The sequence below is a fragment of the Nitrosomonas limosa genome, from assembly GCF_054188085.1.
The window spans coordinates 1,536,657-1,554,058 of sequence record NZ_CM135180.1 but is presented as its reverse complement, the minus strand read 5'-3'; the positions used below and the strand labels follow the sequence as shown (position 1 = coordinate 1,554,058).

20 protein-coding genes are annotated in these 17,402 nt (G+C 45.1%); 10 read left to right on the top strand and 10 right to left on the bottom strand.

Annotated elements, in window-relative coordinates; all coding sequences use genetic code 11:
- Positions 1–56 precede the first annotated feature (56 nt).
- Complete coding sequence (locus ACV7NC_RS07090) at positions 57–1,322, top strand: AI-2E family transporter (RefSeq protein ID WP_458151834.1); 1,266 nt, start codon at positions 57–59, stop codon at positions 1,320–1,322.
- 165 nt (positions 1,323–1,487) lie between these two features.
- Here ACV7NC_RS07090 and msrA read toward each other — a convergent pair whose 3' ends face one another.
- On the bottom strand, positions 1,488–2,804 hold the full coding sequence (gene msrA, locus ACV7NC_RS07085; RefSeq protein ID WP_458151833.1) for a peptide-methionine (S)-S-oxide reductase MsrA: 1,317 nt from the start codon (positions 2,802–2,804) through the stop codon (positions 1,488–1,490).
- A gap of 247 nt (positions 2,805–3,051) precedes the next feature.
- On the opposite strand from msrA, the gene ACV7NC_RS07080 reads away from it, so the two are divergent.
- Positions 3,052–4,041: an IS30 family transposase gene (locus tag ACV7NC_RS07080; RefSeq protein WP_458151832.1), complete on the top strand. Its 990-nt coding sequence runs from the start codon at positions 3,052–3,054 to the stop codon at positions 4,039–4,041.
- 150 nt (positions 4,042–4,191) lie between these two features.
- Here the strand turns inward: ACV7NC_RS07080 and ACV7NC_RS07075 are convergent, their stop codons facing one another.
- From ACV7NC_RS07075 to ACV7NC_RS07055, 5 genes are all read right to left on the bottom strand, one after another.
- Positions 4,192–4,554, bottom strand: a complete 363-nt coding sequence (locus tag ACV7NC_RS07075; RefSeq protein WP_458154809.1) for a hypothetical protein — start codon at positions 4,552–4,554, stop codon at positions 4,192–4,194.
- Between the two features lie 86 nt (positions 4,555–4,640).
- Positions 4,641–5,009: a hypothetical protein gene (locus tag ACV7NC_RS07070; RefSeq protein WP_458154808.1), complete on the bottom strand. Its 369-nt coding sequence runs from the start codon at positions 5,007–5,009 to the stop codon at positions 4,641–4,643.
- Positions 5,010–5,061: 52 nt separating this feature from the next.
- Complete coding sequence (locus ACV7NC_RS07065) at positions 5,062–5,466, bottom strand: hypothetical protein (RefSeq protein ID WP_458154807.1); 405 nt, start codon at positions 5,464–5,466, stop codon at positions 5,062–5,064.
- 437 nt (positions 5,467–5,903) lie between these two features.
- Positions 5,904–6,770 (bottom strand): hypothetical protein, encoded by an 867-nt coding sequence (locus ACV7NC_RS07060; protein ID WP_458154806.1) that lies wholly within the window; start codon positions 6,768–6,770, stop codon positions 5,904–5,906.
- A gap of 101 nt (positions 6,771–6,871) precedes the next feature.
- Positions 6,872–7,054: a hypothetical protein gene (locus ACV7NC_RS07055; protein WP_458154805.1), complete on the bottom strand. Its 183-nt coding sequence runs from the start codon at positions 7,052–7,054 to the stop codon at positions 6,872–6,874.
- 51 nt (positions 7,055–7,105) lie between these two features.
- Between ACV7NC_RS07055 and ACV7NC_RS07050 the strand changes: the two genes are divergently transcribed.
- Complete coding sequence (locus ACV7NC_RS07050; protein ID WP_458154804.1) at positions 7,106–7,498, top strand: hypothetical protein; 393 nt, start codon at positions 7,106–7,108, stop codon at positions 7,496–7,498.
- Between the two features lie 194 nt (positions 7,499–7,692).
- Here ACV7NC_RS07050 and ACV7NC_RS07045 read toward each other — a convergent pair whose 3' ends face one another.
- From ACV7NC_RS07045 to ACV7NC_RS07030, 4 genes are all read right to left on the bottom strand, one after another.
- Positions 7,693–7,848, bottom strand: coding sequence for a type II toxin-antitoxin system RelE/ParE family toxin (locus ACV7NC_RS07045; protein WP_458154862.1), 156 nt, complete (start codon positions 7,846–7,848; stop codon positions 7,693–7,695).
- 1,139 nt (positions 7,849–8,987) lie between these two features.
- A complete protein-coding gene (locus ACV7NC_RS07040) occupies positions 8,988–10,355 on the bottom strand; it encodes a TrkH family potassium uptake protein (protein ID WP_458154803.1) in 1,368 nt (455 codons plus the stop codon).
- A 5-nt stretch (positions 10,356–10,360) separates the two neighbouring features.
- Entirely contained in the window at positions 10,361–10,993 is a 633-nt protein-coding gene (locus ACV7NC_RS07035; RefSeq protein ID WP_458154860.1) for a potassium channel family protein, read from the bottom strand.
- Between the two features lie 45 nt (positions 10,994–11,038).
- The gene (locus ACV7NC_RS07030; protein WP_458151853.1) at positions 11,039–12,076 is read right to left on the bottom strand and encodes an IS630 family transposase; all 1,038 of its coding nucleotides are present in this window, start codon (positions 12,074–12,076) and stop codon (positions 11,039–11,041) included.
- A 702-nt stretch (positions 12,077–12,778) separates the two neighbouring features.
- On the opposite strand from ACV7NC_RS07030, the gene ACV7NC_RS07025 reads away from it, so the two are divergent.
- The 7 genes from ACV7NC_RS07025 (at position 12,779) to ACV7NC_RS06995 (ending at position 17,387) form a co-directional block, all read left to right on the top strand.
- The gene (locus ACV7NC_RS07025) at positions 12,779–13,399 is read left to right on the top strand and encodes a DUF3465 domain-containing protein (protein ID WP_458154802.1); all 621 of its coding nucleotides are present in this window, start codon (positions 12,779–12,781) and stop codon (positions 13,397–13,399) included.
- Positions 13,400–13,524: 125 nt separating this feature from the next.
- Positions 13,525–13,842 (top strand): type II toxin-antitoxin system RelE/ParE family toxin, encoded by a 318-nt coding sequence (locus ACV7NC_RS07020; protein ID WP_458154801.1) that lies wholly within the window; start codon positions 13,525–13,527, stop codon positions 13,840–13,842.
- Positions 13,835–14,161, top strand: coding sequence for an addiction module antidote protein (locus ACV7NC_RS07015; protein WP_307933243.1), 327 nt, complete (start codon positions 13,835–13,837; stop codon positions 14,159–14,161). Before ACV7NC_RS07020 ends, ACV7NC_RS07015 begins: the two co-directional genes overlap by 8 nt.
- A gap of 410 nt (positions 14,162–14,571) precedes the next feature.
- Positions 14,572–15,819 (top strand): tyrosine-type recombinase/integrase, encoded by a 1,248-nt coding sequence (locus tag ACV7NC_RS07010; RefSeq protein ID WP_458154799.1) that lies wholly within the window; start codon positions 14,572–14,574, stop codon positions 15,817–15,819.
- Between the two features lie 25 nt (positions 15,820–15,844).
- Positions 15,845–16,168, top strand: a complete 324-nt coding sequence (locus tag ACV7NC_RS07005; RefSeq protein WP_458154797.1) for a type II toxin-antitoxin system RelE/ParE family toxin — start codon at positions 15,845–15,847, stop codon at positions 16,166–16,168.
- On the top strand, positions 16,140–16,448 hold the full coding sequence (locus ACV7NC_RS07000; protein WP_458154796.1) for a helix-turn-helix domain-containing protein: 309 nt from the start codon (positions 16,140–16,142) through the stop codon (positions 16,446–16,448). The genes ACV7NC_RS07005 and ACV7NC_RS07000 overlap by 29 nt, the downstream gene beginning before the upstream one ends.
- A 297-nt stretch (positions 16,449–16,745) precedes the next feature.
- Complete coding sequence (locus ACV7NC_RS06995; RefSeq protein WP_458154795.1) at positions 16,746–17,387, top strand: hypothetical protein; 642 nt, start codon at positions 16,746–16,748, stop codon at positions 17,385–17,387.
- Positions 17,388–17,402 lie beyond the last annotated feature (15 nt).

Genomic DNA, 17,402 nt, shown 5'->3' with positions numbered 1-17,402 from the left:
CGCTGGTGTTAATCCGTATTCAATGTCGTCGTGCCAATTATCTAAAGAATTCAAATATGTCATTCAGTTTTAACGATTTTTATGAAGCTAACCGGCGTATCATCATTTGGCTGATTTTAATCAGTTTACTGTGGATACTGAGTGACTTTTTCGGACTGATTTTTATTACTTTTGTGCTGGCTTTCATTGCTTCGCCGCTGGTGCGGATGGGGCAAAACCGGTTCAAGTTGCCGTACCGCTTGTCACTGACGTTGGTCTATATTCTTTTTCTGATCGTAGTGGGCAGCTTCTTCCGCTACGTGACGCCGAATGTGATCGGGGAAGCGAACCGCTTTCTGAATAACTTCGACGAGGTGCAATTAAAACTGATTGAGCTGGAGCGCGATGTCGGCAGCAAATATCCCGGTATCGAGCGCTCATTGCACGGCTATATGCGCAGCTTGTTGGACGAGCATGCGCTGCGAATGATCGATAACGAGCTGAATGCGTTCAAAAAATCGATCTATCTCGCCAGTGACCTCGATCCGGAACATGTGCTCGAGGAAGAGCTCACCGAAGCGACGCAGGAAAAAATCCGAAAATACTTCGACAAGGAAGCCGAACTGCTGATGAATTTTCTGGCGTCCAAGCAGCTGGATAAAGTCACCGAGCATTTTCCCAAGCTGATTAACCAGCTTTATACCGGGATCGGCACCGTGTTGTTGGCGTTGTTGTTCAGTTTCCTGATTCTATTCGATAATATCCGCCTCGGCGGCTTGATGAAAAGCCTGCACGATTCGCGCTTGCGCGATTTTTACCAGGAAACCGCGCAACCGGTCATTCGTTTTGCTTACGTCGTCGGCCGGGCGATCCAGGCGCAGGCAATGATCGCCTGCGTCAACACCTTTCTGACTTTGATCGGACTGATGATTCTGGGTATTCCATCGGTCGCTTTCCTGTCGTTGATCGTGTTCGTTTGCAGCTTCATTCCGGTACTCGGCGTGTTCATTTCGACAACGCCGATGGTGCTGGTTGCGTTGAACACCGGTGGATTGATGCTGGCGCTGGCGGTGGTGCTGATGATCACTATCATTCATATCATCGAAGCCTACGGGCTGAATCCATTGATCTACGGCAAGCATCTGAAACTGAATCCGGTGCTGGTGCTGATCATTCTGCTGGTGGCCTACCATACCGCCGGAATGTGGGGCATGGTGCTCGGCGTGCCGGTGGCGTATTACTTCATTCACGACGTATTCGGCGTGCCGCTGTGGGACGAACGCCGGCTGGGGCCAACGCCGGTTAGGGCAGAAAGTGTGAGTTTATCCGACCGGCAGGATTGAATACCCTGCCGCTAGGGAAACGCTGATTAATTCGGCGAACGAGATGAAGCACGAGGCGCACGGCACACAGCAACCGAGACATATCAACAAGATAGGCAAGGGAGCGAGTACCGCGCAACGAAGTGATTCGCTCGTATAGTCAATTAATCAGCATTTCCCTAGAGATCAATCCGGGATAAATTTCAGCACGTTACCGTTGATGCAGTAGCGCTTGTAGCTCGGTGGCGGGCCGTCGTCGAACACGTGACCGAGGTGAATGCCGGAACTGGCGCTGCGTACTTCGATGCGTTGCATGCCGTGTGAATCGTCGTCATGAAACGTTACCGAACCTTCGATGGGGTCGAAGAAGCTGGGCCAGCCGGTACCGCTGTTAAATTTTGCCTGACTCAGAAAAAGCGGTGCGCCGGTGATCGGGTCGACAAATTTTCCGGGGCGTTTTTCGTCCAGATTCGATGCGGTAAACGGTGGTTCGGTGCCTTGCTCGAACGCGATTTTCTGCTGTTCCGGCGTCAATAACTGAAATCCCAGCCATTTCCAGAAATTAGCCTGCTCCCCGTTATAGCCGGTGTAACGGGCAACTTCATTGCCATTCCTGAACAGCACGATGGTCGGTGTCGCAAATAGCGGTTTTTCCAGTGACCAGCCGGTCGGCGGATTGGTGTTCATCGTCGTTACCACCGGCACGGCTGCTTGCCATTGACTAAGTACTTCCTTGTCGAACAGCTTGCAGTATTCGCAATGCTCGGCTTCGAAAATTACCAGTTGCTGCGCAAAATTTAAATCTTTGCCATCCAGCGGTTTCATCAATTCGGGGTTCAAAGCGGTGTTTTGTGTCACTTGCTCGTTTGAAGCCGGATATTTCACACCCGTGCCGCCCAGGCCGCAGTAGCCGTTGGGGTTTTTCTGCAAGTAATCCTGATGGTATTCCTCGGCGGTGATGTAATTCCTCAACAGTAGAATTTCCGTCGTGATCGCGCCGTATCCGGCGGCACTGAGCGCTTGTTGATAAGCTTGTTGTGTCGATAGCGCCAGCGCTTTCTGCGCTTCGTCGTGATAATAAATCGCGCTGCGGTAATTGCTGCCAACATCGTTGCCCTGACGGTCGCCCTGCGTCGGATTGTGATTTTCCCAGAACTTGGCCAGCACGGTTTGCAGCGAAACCTGCGCGGGATCGAAAGTCACCTTGATCACCTCGGCGTGGTTGCGTGCCGTAGTCCGGCCCGCCAGCAACATCCGCTCGTGATTCAAAATCTGCTGATACCCCACGCCGGGAATATCCCCGCCAGCATAGCCGCTCTCGACATCAATCACCCCCGGAATCTCGCTCATGCGCTTCTCCGCGCCCCAAAAACACCCCATGCCGAGGACGATGTAATCGGTTTTGATAGTGTTAGTTTGATTGGTGGGCGTCACGTTTTTCTCCATTGCAAAGGCTGTCAGAACACATAATAAACCGGCGATTGCCGCAATAGTCTTTTTCATGATGAATCTCTAGGGCGTAATTTTGACAAATTTTCGACATTGGGAGAGTTGCTGTAGTTCTTGCAGAGGATGTTTGCTGGCACTGCACTAATGATAGATTTCTTTGGCTCACTAAATTAGATAAATCTGGACTCTGGTTTATTAAGATTTGGCGGATTCAACATTGAAGTGCAACTTTTGTAAGGAAGTTTATAGGCAAGCTGCGGTAGTATCGGAGCTGCTTAAACGCCAAGTAAAAGGAGCACAGATGAAGCACTACAAGCAGCTCACCCGAGAGCAACGATACCAGATTTCCGGTTTGAAGAAAGCGGGCTTGAACCAAACGCAAATTGCGGATGAAGTGGGCGTACATAAGTCAACGATATCCCGGGAATTCGGGCGGAACAAAGGCCGGCGTGGCTGGCGTCCAAAGCAGGCGCAGGAATTGCGGGATGAGCGTCGAAAGAAATGCGTCAATGCCCAGCGTTTCTCATTGCCGGAATGGGCGGAGATTGAACGGTTGATCCGGCTGGACATGAGCCCGGAACAAGCATCTTGCCGGCTTACACTGGAATGCGGGTTGAGAATCAGCCATGAGACGGTGCACATTTATGAAGACAAACGCCGTGGTGGCGACCTGTGGCAACATTTGCGCTGCCAGAAACCGCGCAGAAAACGTTACGCGGGCGGTCAAGAGCGCCGGGGCACGATCAAGAACCGGATCGGCATTGACGAACGCCCGGGGATTGTCGATCAGAAGAGCCGCATAGGCGACTGGGAAGGCGACACCGTGATCGGCAAGAACCATCGAGGCGCCTTGGTCACATTGGCTGAGCGGAAGTCGCGCTACATACTGGCAGCCCAAGTACCCGGCAAACAGGCATCGGGTGTGACGGCGGCGATAATGCGGCTGCTGCGTCCCCATAAAGACAAGTGCTACACCATGACGTTCGACAACGGGAAAGAGTTTGCAGAGCATGAAACCATCGCGTCGGAACTGGATGCGGATGTCTATTTCGCCCGTCCCTACCGTTCATGGGAGCGTGGCTTGAACGAGAACAGCAACGGGTTGCTGCGCCAGTATTTCCCCAAGGCAATGGAGCTGATTGAGGTTACCCAGGAACAAGTGCAATGGGCGGTGGATAGACTCAACCACCGGCCACGCAAAGTGCTTGGATTCAGAACCCCGTTTGAGATATTCTTCGGGAAGACGGTGCGTTACACTAAATTACCGTTAGGTGTTGCACTTCGAAATTGAATCCGCCTTTTAGCTTGATTCTCTCGTGCATATATGCAACTAGCGTTAGAGCTACGGAATAAACACAATCGGTGCATAAAATGCAAAGCGTGTGCAGATTGGATCTGTCTATCCGTACAGAGGCGTCTTTGAGCGTATTGTTAGCATTCTTTAGCGTCGAAAATGCTTCAGTGAAATTACTTCGTCATACCACGTATTGATACCCTCAGCACATAGATACTTTCTAATTACACCTGGCTCTGGATATTCTATGTATAAATTACAAAGTTTAATTCTCAGTGGAGTTTTCCCTTTTGAATTTAAATATGTTCTTAATATTTCCGAACTTCCAAATGCATGATTTTTGATAATTATTGCCCGCAAAAATTGATATGAGTTTTCTGCACTAATTCTGCTCTTTGGAATATGCTCATGAAATAGATCTTTAAATTCTCCATTTTCATATTGCTGAACTCGAAAGCATTTTTCTGTAGCTTTAAATTCTTTGCAAATATTGAATTCAGTATGTGTCATTTCGTCATTAAAAGAAGTTTACGGTGAGATTCGATATTGCGTGCTGCTAACGCTACGTTAAATTCTTCAGTTGAACTTCTTGTTCGCTATTTTCCACACTGGCCTAAGATTTCACCTTTAAAAAGCCTGCCACCGTTGAAGATGTCATAGCCATTTATTGTTTTCGTGTATACAGCAATTTTTTTGTCTGGATACACCGACCAGATTTCAATAACTGATGTTTCCGGTGAAGATTCACCGCATATAACTGTATTCTTACCCATTTGCATACAGTTGACATTGTTTGGTGTTACCTTGCTATTATTTCCATCAATATCTATCATGAATTTTTGAACGGTCATTGCATCATCTGCGAACACAAAATTTTCATTTTGACGAATGCTTTGGCCTTTAAACTCGCCTACAACATAGCATTCAGCCACCGACTGCATTGAAATGAATAACAATATATACACGATCTTATTCATCTGAAAGCGAACGACTCGAACGAGAGGTTGGATATTTCACTCACTTAGAGCAAACACGAAGCCGTTTTGAATGGTTATTTTTTGATAAGGCTACTACCCCATCAGCAAAGCGACTCGTTGCATTAGCTCGGCAATAGTTTTCCACCCATGAGAGCAACGAATAAATGTCCTCATTTGGGAATATGTCGCATGTATCTTTTGTCGACATGTTGTAGCCAGTTTGAAAACCGAGTAGGTACATGGTGTATCCCTGCGTTTCATTGGCAAAGTCAACTGAGTTTATTCCAAGTGAACGTGCCTTTTCCATTGACGCCACGAATTGTGGACACATAACACCGCCGGTTCCACCGCCACGCCAAAAATTACCCTCAATGTCAGCAGAATGGGAAATTTGCACACTCCATGACAGCACAGAAACAACAAAAATGGCGTGAGTAATCCTCATGTGGTTCTCCAACTCAATATGTCCAACGGAATTTATATGACAAAAAATGTTTCCTAATCTGGAACGAAATGCCATATAACTTGGCCAAGTTCTTCTAAATATTTATTTCTTATGTGGATTTAGAATGGAAAAACATCTAATACAGATATTAAACACACTATTTAGTTTCCTCCCCGCCCAAGTTACGCGAGTAGCTACAAATACATACCATTGAAAACCAAAGAACAACTATAAAGGTTGTTTGCTTTTCCGGCAATCAAGCATCTTGTAAGCTGCCTGTAAGAACACCCGAATTCAGACCTGCATATCTCAACCGAGCGGTTTGATCACATTCATGGTTCGACAGGCTCACCACGAACGTGGTCAATCGATTATGGTTTTTCCGGATCGCGAGCTTGCCGGGCGATCCGGGAAATAATGATTGAGCGCTCCTCAAATCAATCGACTTTAACGAAGCTGCCGCCTTCCTTGATCCAGGTTTCATTGGTGAAGGCATCGTAGATCGATTCCGCGTCGGTCGCGAAGCAATCGGCGACGGTTCGGCTGGTGACGGTGTCTTTAAGCGCGAAGGTCACCGGCGGGGTGATGGTGACGCCCGGGATGCCTTCCGGCAGGACGCCGAACGAATTGGTGATGTCGAAGCAGGTATCGGAATTGACAATCAGGTTGGCGGCTTCGGCGGGCGCATTGACGGTGCAATGTTTACCGCTGGTGAAGTTGCTGACGAGTGATTCGAACGGATTGGGAATGCCGGGAATTGAAATGGTGATGCCGTTGATCGCCGAGGAAATCACATTGGTCGAGGTCAGCACGGATATCCCGGATGCGGCGGTTTGCTGCGGTATCTGGCAAAGGCTATTGCTGGTTGGCAGCGCGATGCAACTGCCGTTGGTGGTGACGTTGACGACATTGCCGCTTTGCGTATAGGTTAAGCCGGTGGGCGCGCTGGCGGTGTTACATGCCGGAATGCTGCCGCTGCCGCCGGAATTGTTGATCTGGGCGATTAAATCCGTTAACGGCGAAATGATGGTGGGATTGCCGCCCCATGGTCCGCCCATGACGTAAACGTTATTGTCGTTTTTGTTCACGCCTGCATAAATGCCGGTATCCGGATAATAGCGGAACAGCCAGGGCTCGATGCTTTGTGTCGCTTGGTGGTTCGGAAAATAAGCGGGGTAGGTATTTTCAGCCCAATTCAACAAGGTTTCGGTATCGCTGCTTATTTCGGCAACAGCTAGGTGGAAGTGGCCGGATAGCATAATGGCATAAACGCCCATCGCAAGCTTTCTCGAAGTAATTTTCATCGTACGATCTCCAGTATTTTAAGAAATGTTGCCCGAAGAATATCACACTACCGGTGGAAACCGTGTCGGCGCGCGTTCCGGCAATGTTCCGGTATCCGTAATCATTCCTGGATTGCAGGATCGATCATTGGCCGGTTCGCGTGGAAGCGTTCCGGGATGCGCATTTGCAGTATTCTCCTGATGCTCAAACCACGCTGGAAGTGCTTACATGCCTGTGCTTTCAATGCGTTACTAATGGTTTCCTTTAGATAAAAACCAGAGTTTCCCCAATATACATCGCGCATCGCGATCATTAAGATGGCAACATCTGAACAGTTTTTATAAGGAGATTTAACATGAACGCAGCAAAAGTAACCGCCATTGTTTCAATCCTGTTTTTTGGTTTTATTGCGGCTCCGGCATTTGCCGAGGCACCGGCAGCGCCAAGCAGCATTAATTCCAACGATCATGCTGCATTGGCAAATTATTACGAAGGCTTGGCAAAAGAGATTTCCGGAAAATTGGAAGCCTTTCAGCAAGAATTGGATCAGTATGAAGACCATCCGTACACCTATGGCAGACAAGGACAAAGTCTGAGATCGCATCTGCAAGCCAATATCCGTGAATACAAAAAAGAATTAGCCGAAGATCTGCGGGAAGCGGAATTGCACAGAGAAATATTGGCAACAGAGCAAAATAGACAATTTAACAAAGCGGAAGCGGATGTAGGTGGCGCAGTAGTACGCTAAATCCGGTGGCGTCAATGATGCCGTATAAGTGGTCATTTCGACCGGGAAGGTTTTGTTTAAGTGCTTCCGGATTAAGAAATGACCACATTTCAATCCTTCCACTCGGTTAATGTAATTATTACCTTTCTGACCAACCGGATGGCTGAGAATGTGAGTGCTGCGTAACAAAGCGATTTGTTCGTGCAATCAATTTCCTAGCTTCCCTCCCAAGGTTTTGTCTCCTTTTCCGCCAAATTCCGGCTGCCATGCATGATGGCAAGGATCAAAATCCGATCAACTTCCAAGCGATACATCACGCGATATCCCTGCACGATGATTTCCCGTAATTTTTGATCTTCGGTTTCTGGAATAATGTGCCCGCTTTCTTTAATAATCTACAATGACTTATCTTCATTAAATTAGCTTATCATTTAAGCTAATCTACTACAGCCCCATTTTTATTCAATGGAGACCTTTGCACGGTGTCATGAGCGGTACGAGAATAAGGCAAAAGTTTGCGAAAAAGCGGAGTTTACACGGAGTAAATGAGCATTTTCGAGAATTTTTAACGCAATTATCGTGCCGCGTAGTAATCGTGCAAAGGTCTCCAATGGTGTGTGCTTTGAAAGATTTGATGACAGTAAATACAAAATTCCTATCGGGGTTGCTTGGGATGCTCTAAGCAGAAGAATTGACGCTGAACTTAAACTTGATTGCCCCGTTTGGGAGGAAAGAAACCAATGAACTTTTACGAGTATGAAAAAGATTTGATGATATTCATGATATTACAGACACACGGGGTTAAATAATGATAGGGATAAATGAGGAAAGTTTGAGAGCGTTATTTACAGGAGATTGCGGCAATGTTTTAAAGGACAGGATGAAATGAGCTTTTTAGAATGGCCGTGTGAACTATTTTTAAGTGTTTGCAGCATTTTAGTAGCGACAAAGGCTTTATTGGCATTGGTTCTTGGCGGCATCTCGATCGGGATGATTTTCATAGTAATAAAACAAATAATCAAGGATTTAAGGAAATAATTTGATATGAGCCACTTTTCTGAAAAACCACAGGAGCTGCTGAGATGAGAGGGATAAGTGAGGAAAAATAAAGGAGATAATGCGCGATGGTTATAACGATGAATCTCTCGTTATAGAGGATTGTAGTTTGCCAGGATGCACAGAGCTTAACCCGTGGTTGCCGACTGATGAAAATATGCCAACAAACACATATTTATTCACGCAAACGACACAGCACAGATTGGCATGTTCGATGGCATTACAGATGAACCGGGTGAGAACAGCAAGAATTGGAGTCGATTAGCTATATCAAAAAAATCTTTATTTGCTTGGAAAGATGATAACAAACAATAAACTAGAAATAGAAAAAGCCGCAAAGTATCTGAGCGTCACAGTTGGAACATTGGCAGTCTGGAGAAGCACAAAAAGACCCATACTTCCATATTACAAAACTGTTATCTTTCTACACATAAATGATTAAGGCAGTATAGAGCTAACCGACCTGAACATCGGCATTTGCGTATTTGATATATTTTTTCTTTGGAGAAGCAAAGAAATAAGCGAAAGTTAGTGGCCCTACACGACCAATAATCATCAAAAAAATGATAACGATTTCACCTGTCACGCTTAATTGGTTAGTTAATCCTCTGGACAATCCAACTGTGCTTAAGGCTGAGACAACTTCAAAAACGATATCAATAAATTGCGCTTTCTCAGTCAGCGTCAGGATAAAGATTCCTAAAAATACCATAATAATTGAAACGATAGTCAGTGCAAGGGCCTTCATGACTTGTGTTGGCGGTACGGTACGCTGAAGAATCACAACATCATCTCTCCGTCGTAAAAAAGCATAAGTTGCCATTATCAAGACAACAAAAGTGCCGATCTTGAGTCCATTGGCGGTACTTAACGATCCCCCGCCAATATACATCAATAAAATCATGAGAGTCGTTGTGGCTTGAGTTAATTCTTCTATCGGCACGGTATTAAAACCCGCTGTTCTGGGCGTTACCGCCTGAAACCAGGCTGTCATTGCTTGATCTGGAATGGATAACAGGCCCAAGGTTGCAGGGTTCTTTGCTTCAAGAATCCAAATGAGTGCGAATGCGCATATATTGATTATGAACGTGCTCAACAATACGATTTTGGTATTTACATTCAGCTTATGCCAATTTTTCTGGGTTTTTATATCAATTAAAACTAAAAACCCTATGCCTCCAATGATAAAAAGCGCCGTGATCACTAAATTAATCGATAAGTTATTGAAGTAAGGTGTCAGGCTATTGCTGCTTAAGGCAAAACCAGCATTATTGAATGCGGAAATTGTGTAAAAAAAAGCATGGTGGATGGCTGTGCTAAACCCCAGTTCACTGAACCAGGTTAAAACAAGCAACATGAATCCAGTAAATTCTATAAACAAGGAGTAAATCAGCACATATTTTGCAATAAAAGTAACTTTCTCCAGGTTAGTTTGGTTAAATGCTTCTTGTGCAACTATCTGCTGACCAATTCCTAATTTTGCGCCTAGACTCACTGCCGCAACGATAGCGAAAGTCATAAATCCCAGACCTCCTGCCTGAATCAGCAACGCAATAACCATCTGTCCAAACAAGGTGAAATGGGTGCCGGTGTCGAGTACGACTAATCCCGTGACTGTTACAGCGGAGGTAGCTGTAAAAATTGACTGCAACCAACTGGTTTCATCATGCGCGGCGATAGGTAGCTTCAGTAAAACGGTGCCAATCGCAATGAGCAATGCAAAGCCTAGAAATAAAACTGCCGGAGGGCTGAGGTTGAGTAGGTTCTTTTTTGCTGCGGTGATATGTTTGTAAGGTAGTACACGAGGGTCCCACGGCTTCATTATGGCTATAACCTTGGAGCAATTGAGGCAAGAGCATCGAGTGAACCGGATAGCACTAGAGAATCATTCAATTCCAAAATAAAATCGGGTCCAATGGATTTTATAATTTCTGTTTTTCTTCGAACTAGTAATGGATCGATAGGGTTACGCACATCTTTTAATAAGTCCTTGATAGCAATATTGTGACATTTCTCCGTTATTTTTATCTCAACTACATATAAATTAAAGCCGATGGGCATGTAATGATTAACCATTGGGTAATTAAGTGATTGTGCGACTTTCATACCCATTTCCTCTTCAGGATGCACAATGCGAGAAATCCCAATTCTTGAGAGTATAGTGTGGTGCGGTTTTGAAGAAGCTTTGGCCCAAATCTCATTAATACCCATATTTTTTAGCAGCAGCACACAAAGTATGCTGGCTTCTAAACTTTCACCAATGGCCACGATTGCTGCATCGCAATTGGCGATATTTAAATCTTTAAGAGCATTCTCATCGGTAGCATCTGCTATTGCTGCGAGAGTCAATTGATCCGCCAGCTTATTGACAATTTTTGCGTCAATGTCAATTCCAATAACTGAATGACCAAATCGCATCAGTTCTAGTGAAGCTGCCGAACCGAACCTGCCCAATCCCATCACTGCGAATTGTCTTATTGATCCGGCCAGATTAAGTTTGAAGTTTCAAGCGGCATATTTGACCCTCGGATCTTGAAAGAAGCTTTTGACCCGTTCGGGTGATTGTTCAAGTTTAACCATGTGTTCGGTGGCAGCGAGTTTGAGTTTGGCCTTGGTGCGCACCGGCACTTTCGTCCCGATGGCATGCTTGAGGTCGGCATTGAGGCGTTCCTCCGGATTCAGTTCCGGGCTATAGCTGGGCAGGTAGAACAGCTCGATTTTGTCTTGTCGTTCAGCGACCCATGCCTTGACCTGTTTGCTGTGATGAACCCGCAGATTGTCGAGAATCAAGAATACCTTCTTCCCGGCATCCTTGATCAGCGCTTCGAGGAATTCGATCAGCCTGTCGGCGTTGAAGGCCTCGTCGATGATCATCCAGCGTGTTTTGCCCTGATTCGTCACTGCGGCAATCATCGATAGCTTCTGTCGCGCACCACCAGTCGCGTAGGTGACTGGCGTCTTGCCTGCCGGAGCATAGCAACGACCGCGCACATCGGTATTGACCAAGGCAGTTTCATCGCCCCAGTGAATCTCGCCGCCTTCCGCCTTGGCGCGCTTCTCAATTTCCGGGTATTGCTCGTTGAGCCAGGCTTGTACGGCTTCAGGCCGCTGCTCATAGGCCTTCTTGATCGGCTTCTGGGGAGTGAAACCCCAACGTGACAGATAGTTGCCTACGCCGCGCACCGACAGCTTGATGCTGTACTCCCTCTCTATCAGTTGCATGACCGCCGCCCGATTCCACAGCGCAAATTCCATCTTCAGTTGCTCCGGGCGCTTGTCACAAATGATCTTGCGGATGGCTTGTTCCTGTTCCTCTGTCAGTGCCCGCCCTTGACCAGCACGCTTGCCTCGCATCCCTGGCTTCAGGGCGGAAAATCCGCCTTCTTCATACCGATCTATCGCAAACCGAACTGTCGGATACGAAAGCCCACTGAGCTCAACAATTTGCATCACGCCGTAGCCCTTGCGATGCAACCGCACCACTTGCTTGCGCCGTTCATGCAGTTGCTCCAGCGTCGAATATCTTGCGTCGTCTTTTTCCATTTCAACAAGATGGGGGGCGATTCATAAATTTCAAGTATTATTGTGCCGAGTCAATAGTTGGTTTTTCATATTGCTTAGGGTTTATAAAATGGTTCTAGGAAGTTAAAGTGGGTTTTAACGTAATGATTTGAGAATCAGAAGATAGAGATTATCATGGCGATGATTAAAACAAAATTCGGTTTCACGATTTGCGGCTTCCCGAATCGAGTCAGCCGAGGACAGCAACGTTATTCCGCTGTCACGTTATGAATGCAGGTGATGCGGGTGTATCTGAAAAGGCTGCGAAATAGGTGGCTCCCCGACCTGGGCTCGAACCAGGGACCTGCGGATTAACAGGTATTATAACACACTGTTTTAATTAATATTACTCCCGTCAGTGCTCGCCAACACTCGCCAATAATCGTCAGATTTGTCACGTTTTAAGTATCTTTTATTGATCCACATTCAGGATCATTTCTGATTTACTTCTCAAACAATCCTCATTCGATCTGAACTAACTCGCCCAAACAGTCTGGCATAGCCAGTCTGTTATTTTTCATACACAAGAGCGAAGCTGTTGTGTCAATTCATTTAGAAATATTAGATTCATGTCGTAATTAACACTTTAGCGATTTGTGTCCTGTAGCTTTTTCAAAAATTTAATATTGATTTGATTTCTTGGGAGAGCAAGAAAAGTCATTTTTTGGGGATTGATATTTCGTTATGAAATTTATTTTACTTTTTTGGTTATTAATTCCAGCGATATCATCTGCAGAAAATTTTTTAGCAAATAGTAATAAGTTATTTGATTTTGCCGAAAAATCCTATCCACAATTTTTCAACTCCACTGGAATAAAAACCATCGCCGTAAATGGTTATTTGGCGCGGTATTATCCCGATACCGATATTTATATCGGGACCCAAGGTTTTGATGTCTATGTATATGGCCATGTTTTCAATGGATTGTTAAAGGCCGGTGTAATTTCTGATTTTGTTGCGTTAGAACCGGATGGGGATGAATTATTGGCCGCGTTATTTGCCGAAGGCCAAAGCAATGTTCAGGTTCATGGTGCTGGAACTGTGATTTCCTTATTAACGGATGACCTCTACGGAGATCGTCACCAAAGATTTATCATCGAACTAAAATCCGGGCAGACGTTATTAATTTCTCACAACATCGATTTAGCGCCAAGGATTGATGAATTAGCCTTGCATGACCAAATTGAATTTTCCGGTGAATATGAATGGAATGACAAAGGTGGTGTGGTTCATTGGACACATCGCGACCCTGCAGGAATTCATGCGGACGGATGGTTATTCCACAATAATGCTATCTATCAGTAATAATTTGGCGCTGGAATTTTGTTTAGTCTTGATTTGATATTCTTTTGAAAAGATGCATAATTCAGTATGCACCATTTGTCATAGATAAGATAAAGTATAAAAAATTGATCCAAGCAGTACAAACAATGCAAATCATTATCTATGCAGATGAAAATGGCCATGAGCCTTATCGCAATTGGATAGATAACTTAAAAGACAAAAAGAGCCAGCAGCGGATCAGAGCGCGTATCCGGCGGCTGGCTGAAGGTCTTTATGGCGATTGCCATTCGGTAGGAGAGGGTATTTTAGAGCTCCGAATGTTTTTTGGTCCTGGCTACCGGGTTTATTTCAGTGAAGATGCTGACAATATTGTGATTCTATTGTGTGGCGGTGATAAAGACAGCCAGAACCAAGATATTAAAAACGCCAAGGAATACTGGAAGGATTATAAAGATCATGGCTAAAGAACGAACTTACAAAACATTGGATGAAAGTGAGGAAACATATTATCGCAATCATCCCGACGAAATCGATGAATACCTCACCATAGCTTTTGAGGAATATGCAAAAGATGGGTGCACTGCCGCATTGCTCGCTCAATTGCGCATGATCGCACGTGTCAAAGGCGTTACTGTGCTATCTCAGGAAACAGGGATATCGCGGAACGGTATACAAAAAGCTTTATCGGAAAATGGTAACCCGAGATTTGAAAGTATCAATGCAATCATGAATGCGATGGGGTATCGGCTTGCGCCGCAAAGACTAGATGTACATGCAAAGTAAAACCTTGAAAAAAGCTTGAGAATTAGCGGCTTTCTTCGTACGCTCCGTTGTTCAACGAAACTGATTCCCCTTTCCTTTGTTATTCTGCGCTTGCTTAGGCAGTGGAAGAAGTAAAAAGCACCTGCATTTAGTTTTGATTCTAATTGGCTCCCCGACCTGGGCTCGAACCAGGGACCTGCGGATTAACAGTTCTATAATATTCACTTTTTGCAAAAATTTTATTTTACTTTAATAAGCATTAAATTGTTTTAATATAACTATAATATAATGTTTAATATAAATATTTATAAGGGATTGCAGTTTGAATTTTCCACTTTAGTTTTGACGCCATTTTAATTTTCTGGTCTACTATGGGTCTACTAATTTGAATAATAGACTCTGAAGGCGGAGTTAGTAGACTGGAGATCAAAATGCCGCAGAAGCTCACAAAAACATTTATCGATTCGATTCCTTTTCCAGAAAACGGACAGGCTTTTTACCGTGATAGTGAAATAAAAGGTTTTGGTGTGCGTGTTGGCGCTACTAGCAAGGTTTATATTGCTGAGAGCAAAGTAAACGGTAAAACCGTTCGAGTAAGTATTGGCAAGCATGGCATCTATACGGCTGAACAAGCGCGAAACCAAGCGAGAGAATTGCTGCTCCTGATGTCGAAAGGCATCAATCCCAATGATCAAACACGAGAACAGAAAACCCGAAACATGACTTTGCAGCATGTATTCCAGGATTTTCTGGTTGCCCGGAAAGCGCTTAAGCCGCGCACTATTTATGATTATAAACGCATCATGAATACTTATCTGGTAGATTGGAATAATAAAGCGATTGCTGACATCACTAAAGACATGATTGCCAAACGGCATGCCGAACTGGGACAAAATAGCCAAGCGCAATCCAACCTGACCATGCGTTTTTTGCGTGCGCTCTTTAACTTTGCCGCCGGACAATATGAAGATAGTAAAGGACAAGCATTGATTCAGGATAATCCTGTCAAGCGCTTATCGCAAACCCGTGCCTGGTATCGGGTCGAGCGCCGTCAAACGGTGATCAAACCTCATGAACTAAAGCCCTGGTTCCAAGCTGTCATGAATTTGAAGAACGATATCAAGAGCCAAAACCGTGAAACCATACGGGATTACTTGCTATTGGTACTTTTTACCGGATTAAGAAGAGAGGAAGCCGCCAGCATGACCTGGAATAATGTCGATCTGCAAGCTAAAACCTTGAAAGTTACCGATACCAAGAATCACTTGGATCATACCTTGCCATTATCGGATTTTCTTTACGATTTATTGCAGCAAAGAAAAGCTAATGCAGTAAATGATTATGTTTTTCAGCGATCAGACGGGCAAGGACATATTACCGAGCAGCGCAAGCAAATGGCCAAGGTTATTAAAGAATCCGGCGTAACATTTACGATTCACGATTTACGCCGTACCTTCATGACAATTGCCGAAAGTCTTGATATATCCGCTTATGCCGTCAAACGGTTAGCCAATCACAAAATGAACAACGACATCACAGCCGGTTACATTATTGCTGATGTGGAACGGTTGCGAGACCCGATGCAGAAAATTACCGACTATATCCACAAGTGCGCTGGTTATAAGCCGACAGCAACGGTTAGCGATTTGCCAAAAATGAAATCACGCAACAATGTATAATACGTCATTGACGGACAATTAAATTGTGTTTACCATTGTCGAAACTGAAATCTTTGAACGCTTGTGGCCTTCATACTGGACAGACCAAGCGTATGATGAATTTATAACGTTCATCACAGAAAACCCGGAAGCGGGCGATATCGTCAAAGGTTCCGGCGGTATGCGCAAAGTACGCTGGAACCGTTCAGGTTCAGGGAAATCAGGCGGTGTGCGCGTCATTTATTTTAACCGCCTAGCAAATGGCCAGATTTGCTTGGTTTTTATCTATGCAAAAAGCAAACTGGATTCAATCAGCGCTAAAACTTTGAAGGAAATGAAACATGAAATCGAGAAAACCTTTAACCGATGAAGAACTGGAAGCATGGGAAAACAGCCGGGATTTAGAAGCCGAGTTGCTGGAGTCCGTGCGCCAGATGACAGCAGGAAAGGTGCATGCTGTTATGTCGCCCGTCATATCGGCACGTAAAAAAACGGGCTTATCGCAAGCTGAATTTTCCAAACTGCTGGGTGTATCGGTGCGCACATTGCAAGAATGGGAACAAGGCCGCCGCCAGCCGAGTGGCGCTGCCAAGACATTGATTGCGATTGCTGAGCGCCGCCCCGATGTTCTGAAGGAAATCGCTGCATAGTTTCCCATTGCCACCGCGAAGCGGCTTGCCCTTGACAGACTGCCGCCGCCCAAGACAATACCAAAGAGGGATTGAAGCTTTTTCGTCCTTAGATTCTTGTCAGTTTCACGCAAAAGCGAATTTACCTCTTCCAAGCTAAATCACAAAATCGCAATCCTTCATACAAAAACAGCCTTCGGGCGGCGGCAGTCTGTCAAGGCTGGCAGATTGGGGTACTCCCTATAGTATTTCAGATATTCTCAAGCAAAGAAATTATTAAGCCGTCAAATGAGATTATTTCTCATAGGATGGTCTGTCATGCATGTAGAAAATAATCCCGATTTCAAATCTATTTGGCAATTGGCGCATGATTGGGCCGGTGTCAAATCTGATCAAACCGATCCAGCCGCAATCTCACCGGAGCTGAGGCTTGCGATTGACCGCCTGATCCGGGCAATTGGCAGCAAGGAAATTACCGGGCGATGGAAGGGCTGCCGAATCTTTATGGATGATTTTTTCTTCTCGCCAATTTTTGATATCTGGCACATCATAAAATTTTACCGATGGCTCATGCATAACAAATTCAGCAAGGATTACTTGGACAATCTTTACGTCAAGCGAAATGAAGTCATTACTTGGTGCGAAAAAGTAGCATTGCTTGCGCCACCGCCATGTTGGATGCAGAATCAAATAACAGTTACAGGTCAAACAGCCGAGACTGAAGACGAAAATAAAAATTGGCATGATGAACTGACTGACCGACGCAGAAAAATAACAGGTTGCCTTGAATTAGCCAAAAAACTATGGGAAGAAAATCCGAATCAGTCATATGACCAAATTTATAATCATTCAATCATGCAAAAATACGGAAACCCCTCTGTTTTTTCTCCCGATTCATTTCAGAAATGGGCGAAAGACTATGCTTCTGATTACGCAAGAAGAGGTGGAAGAAGAAAATAATCAATAGATTATAAA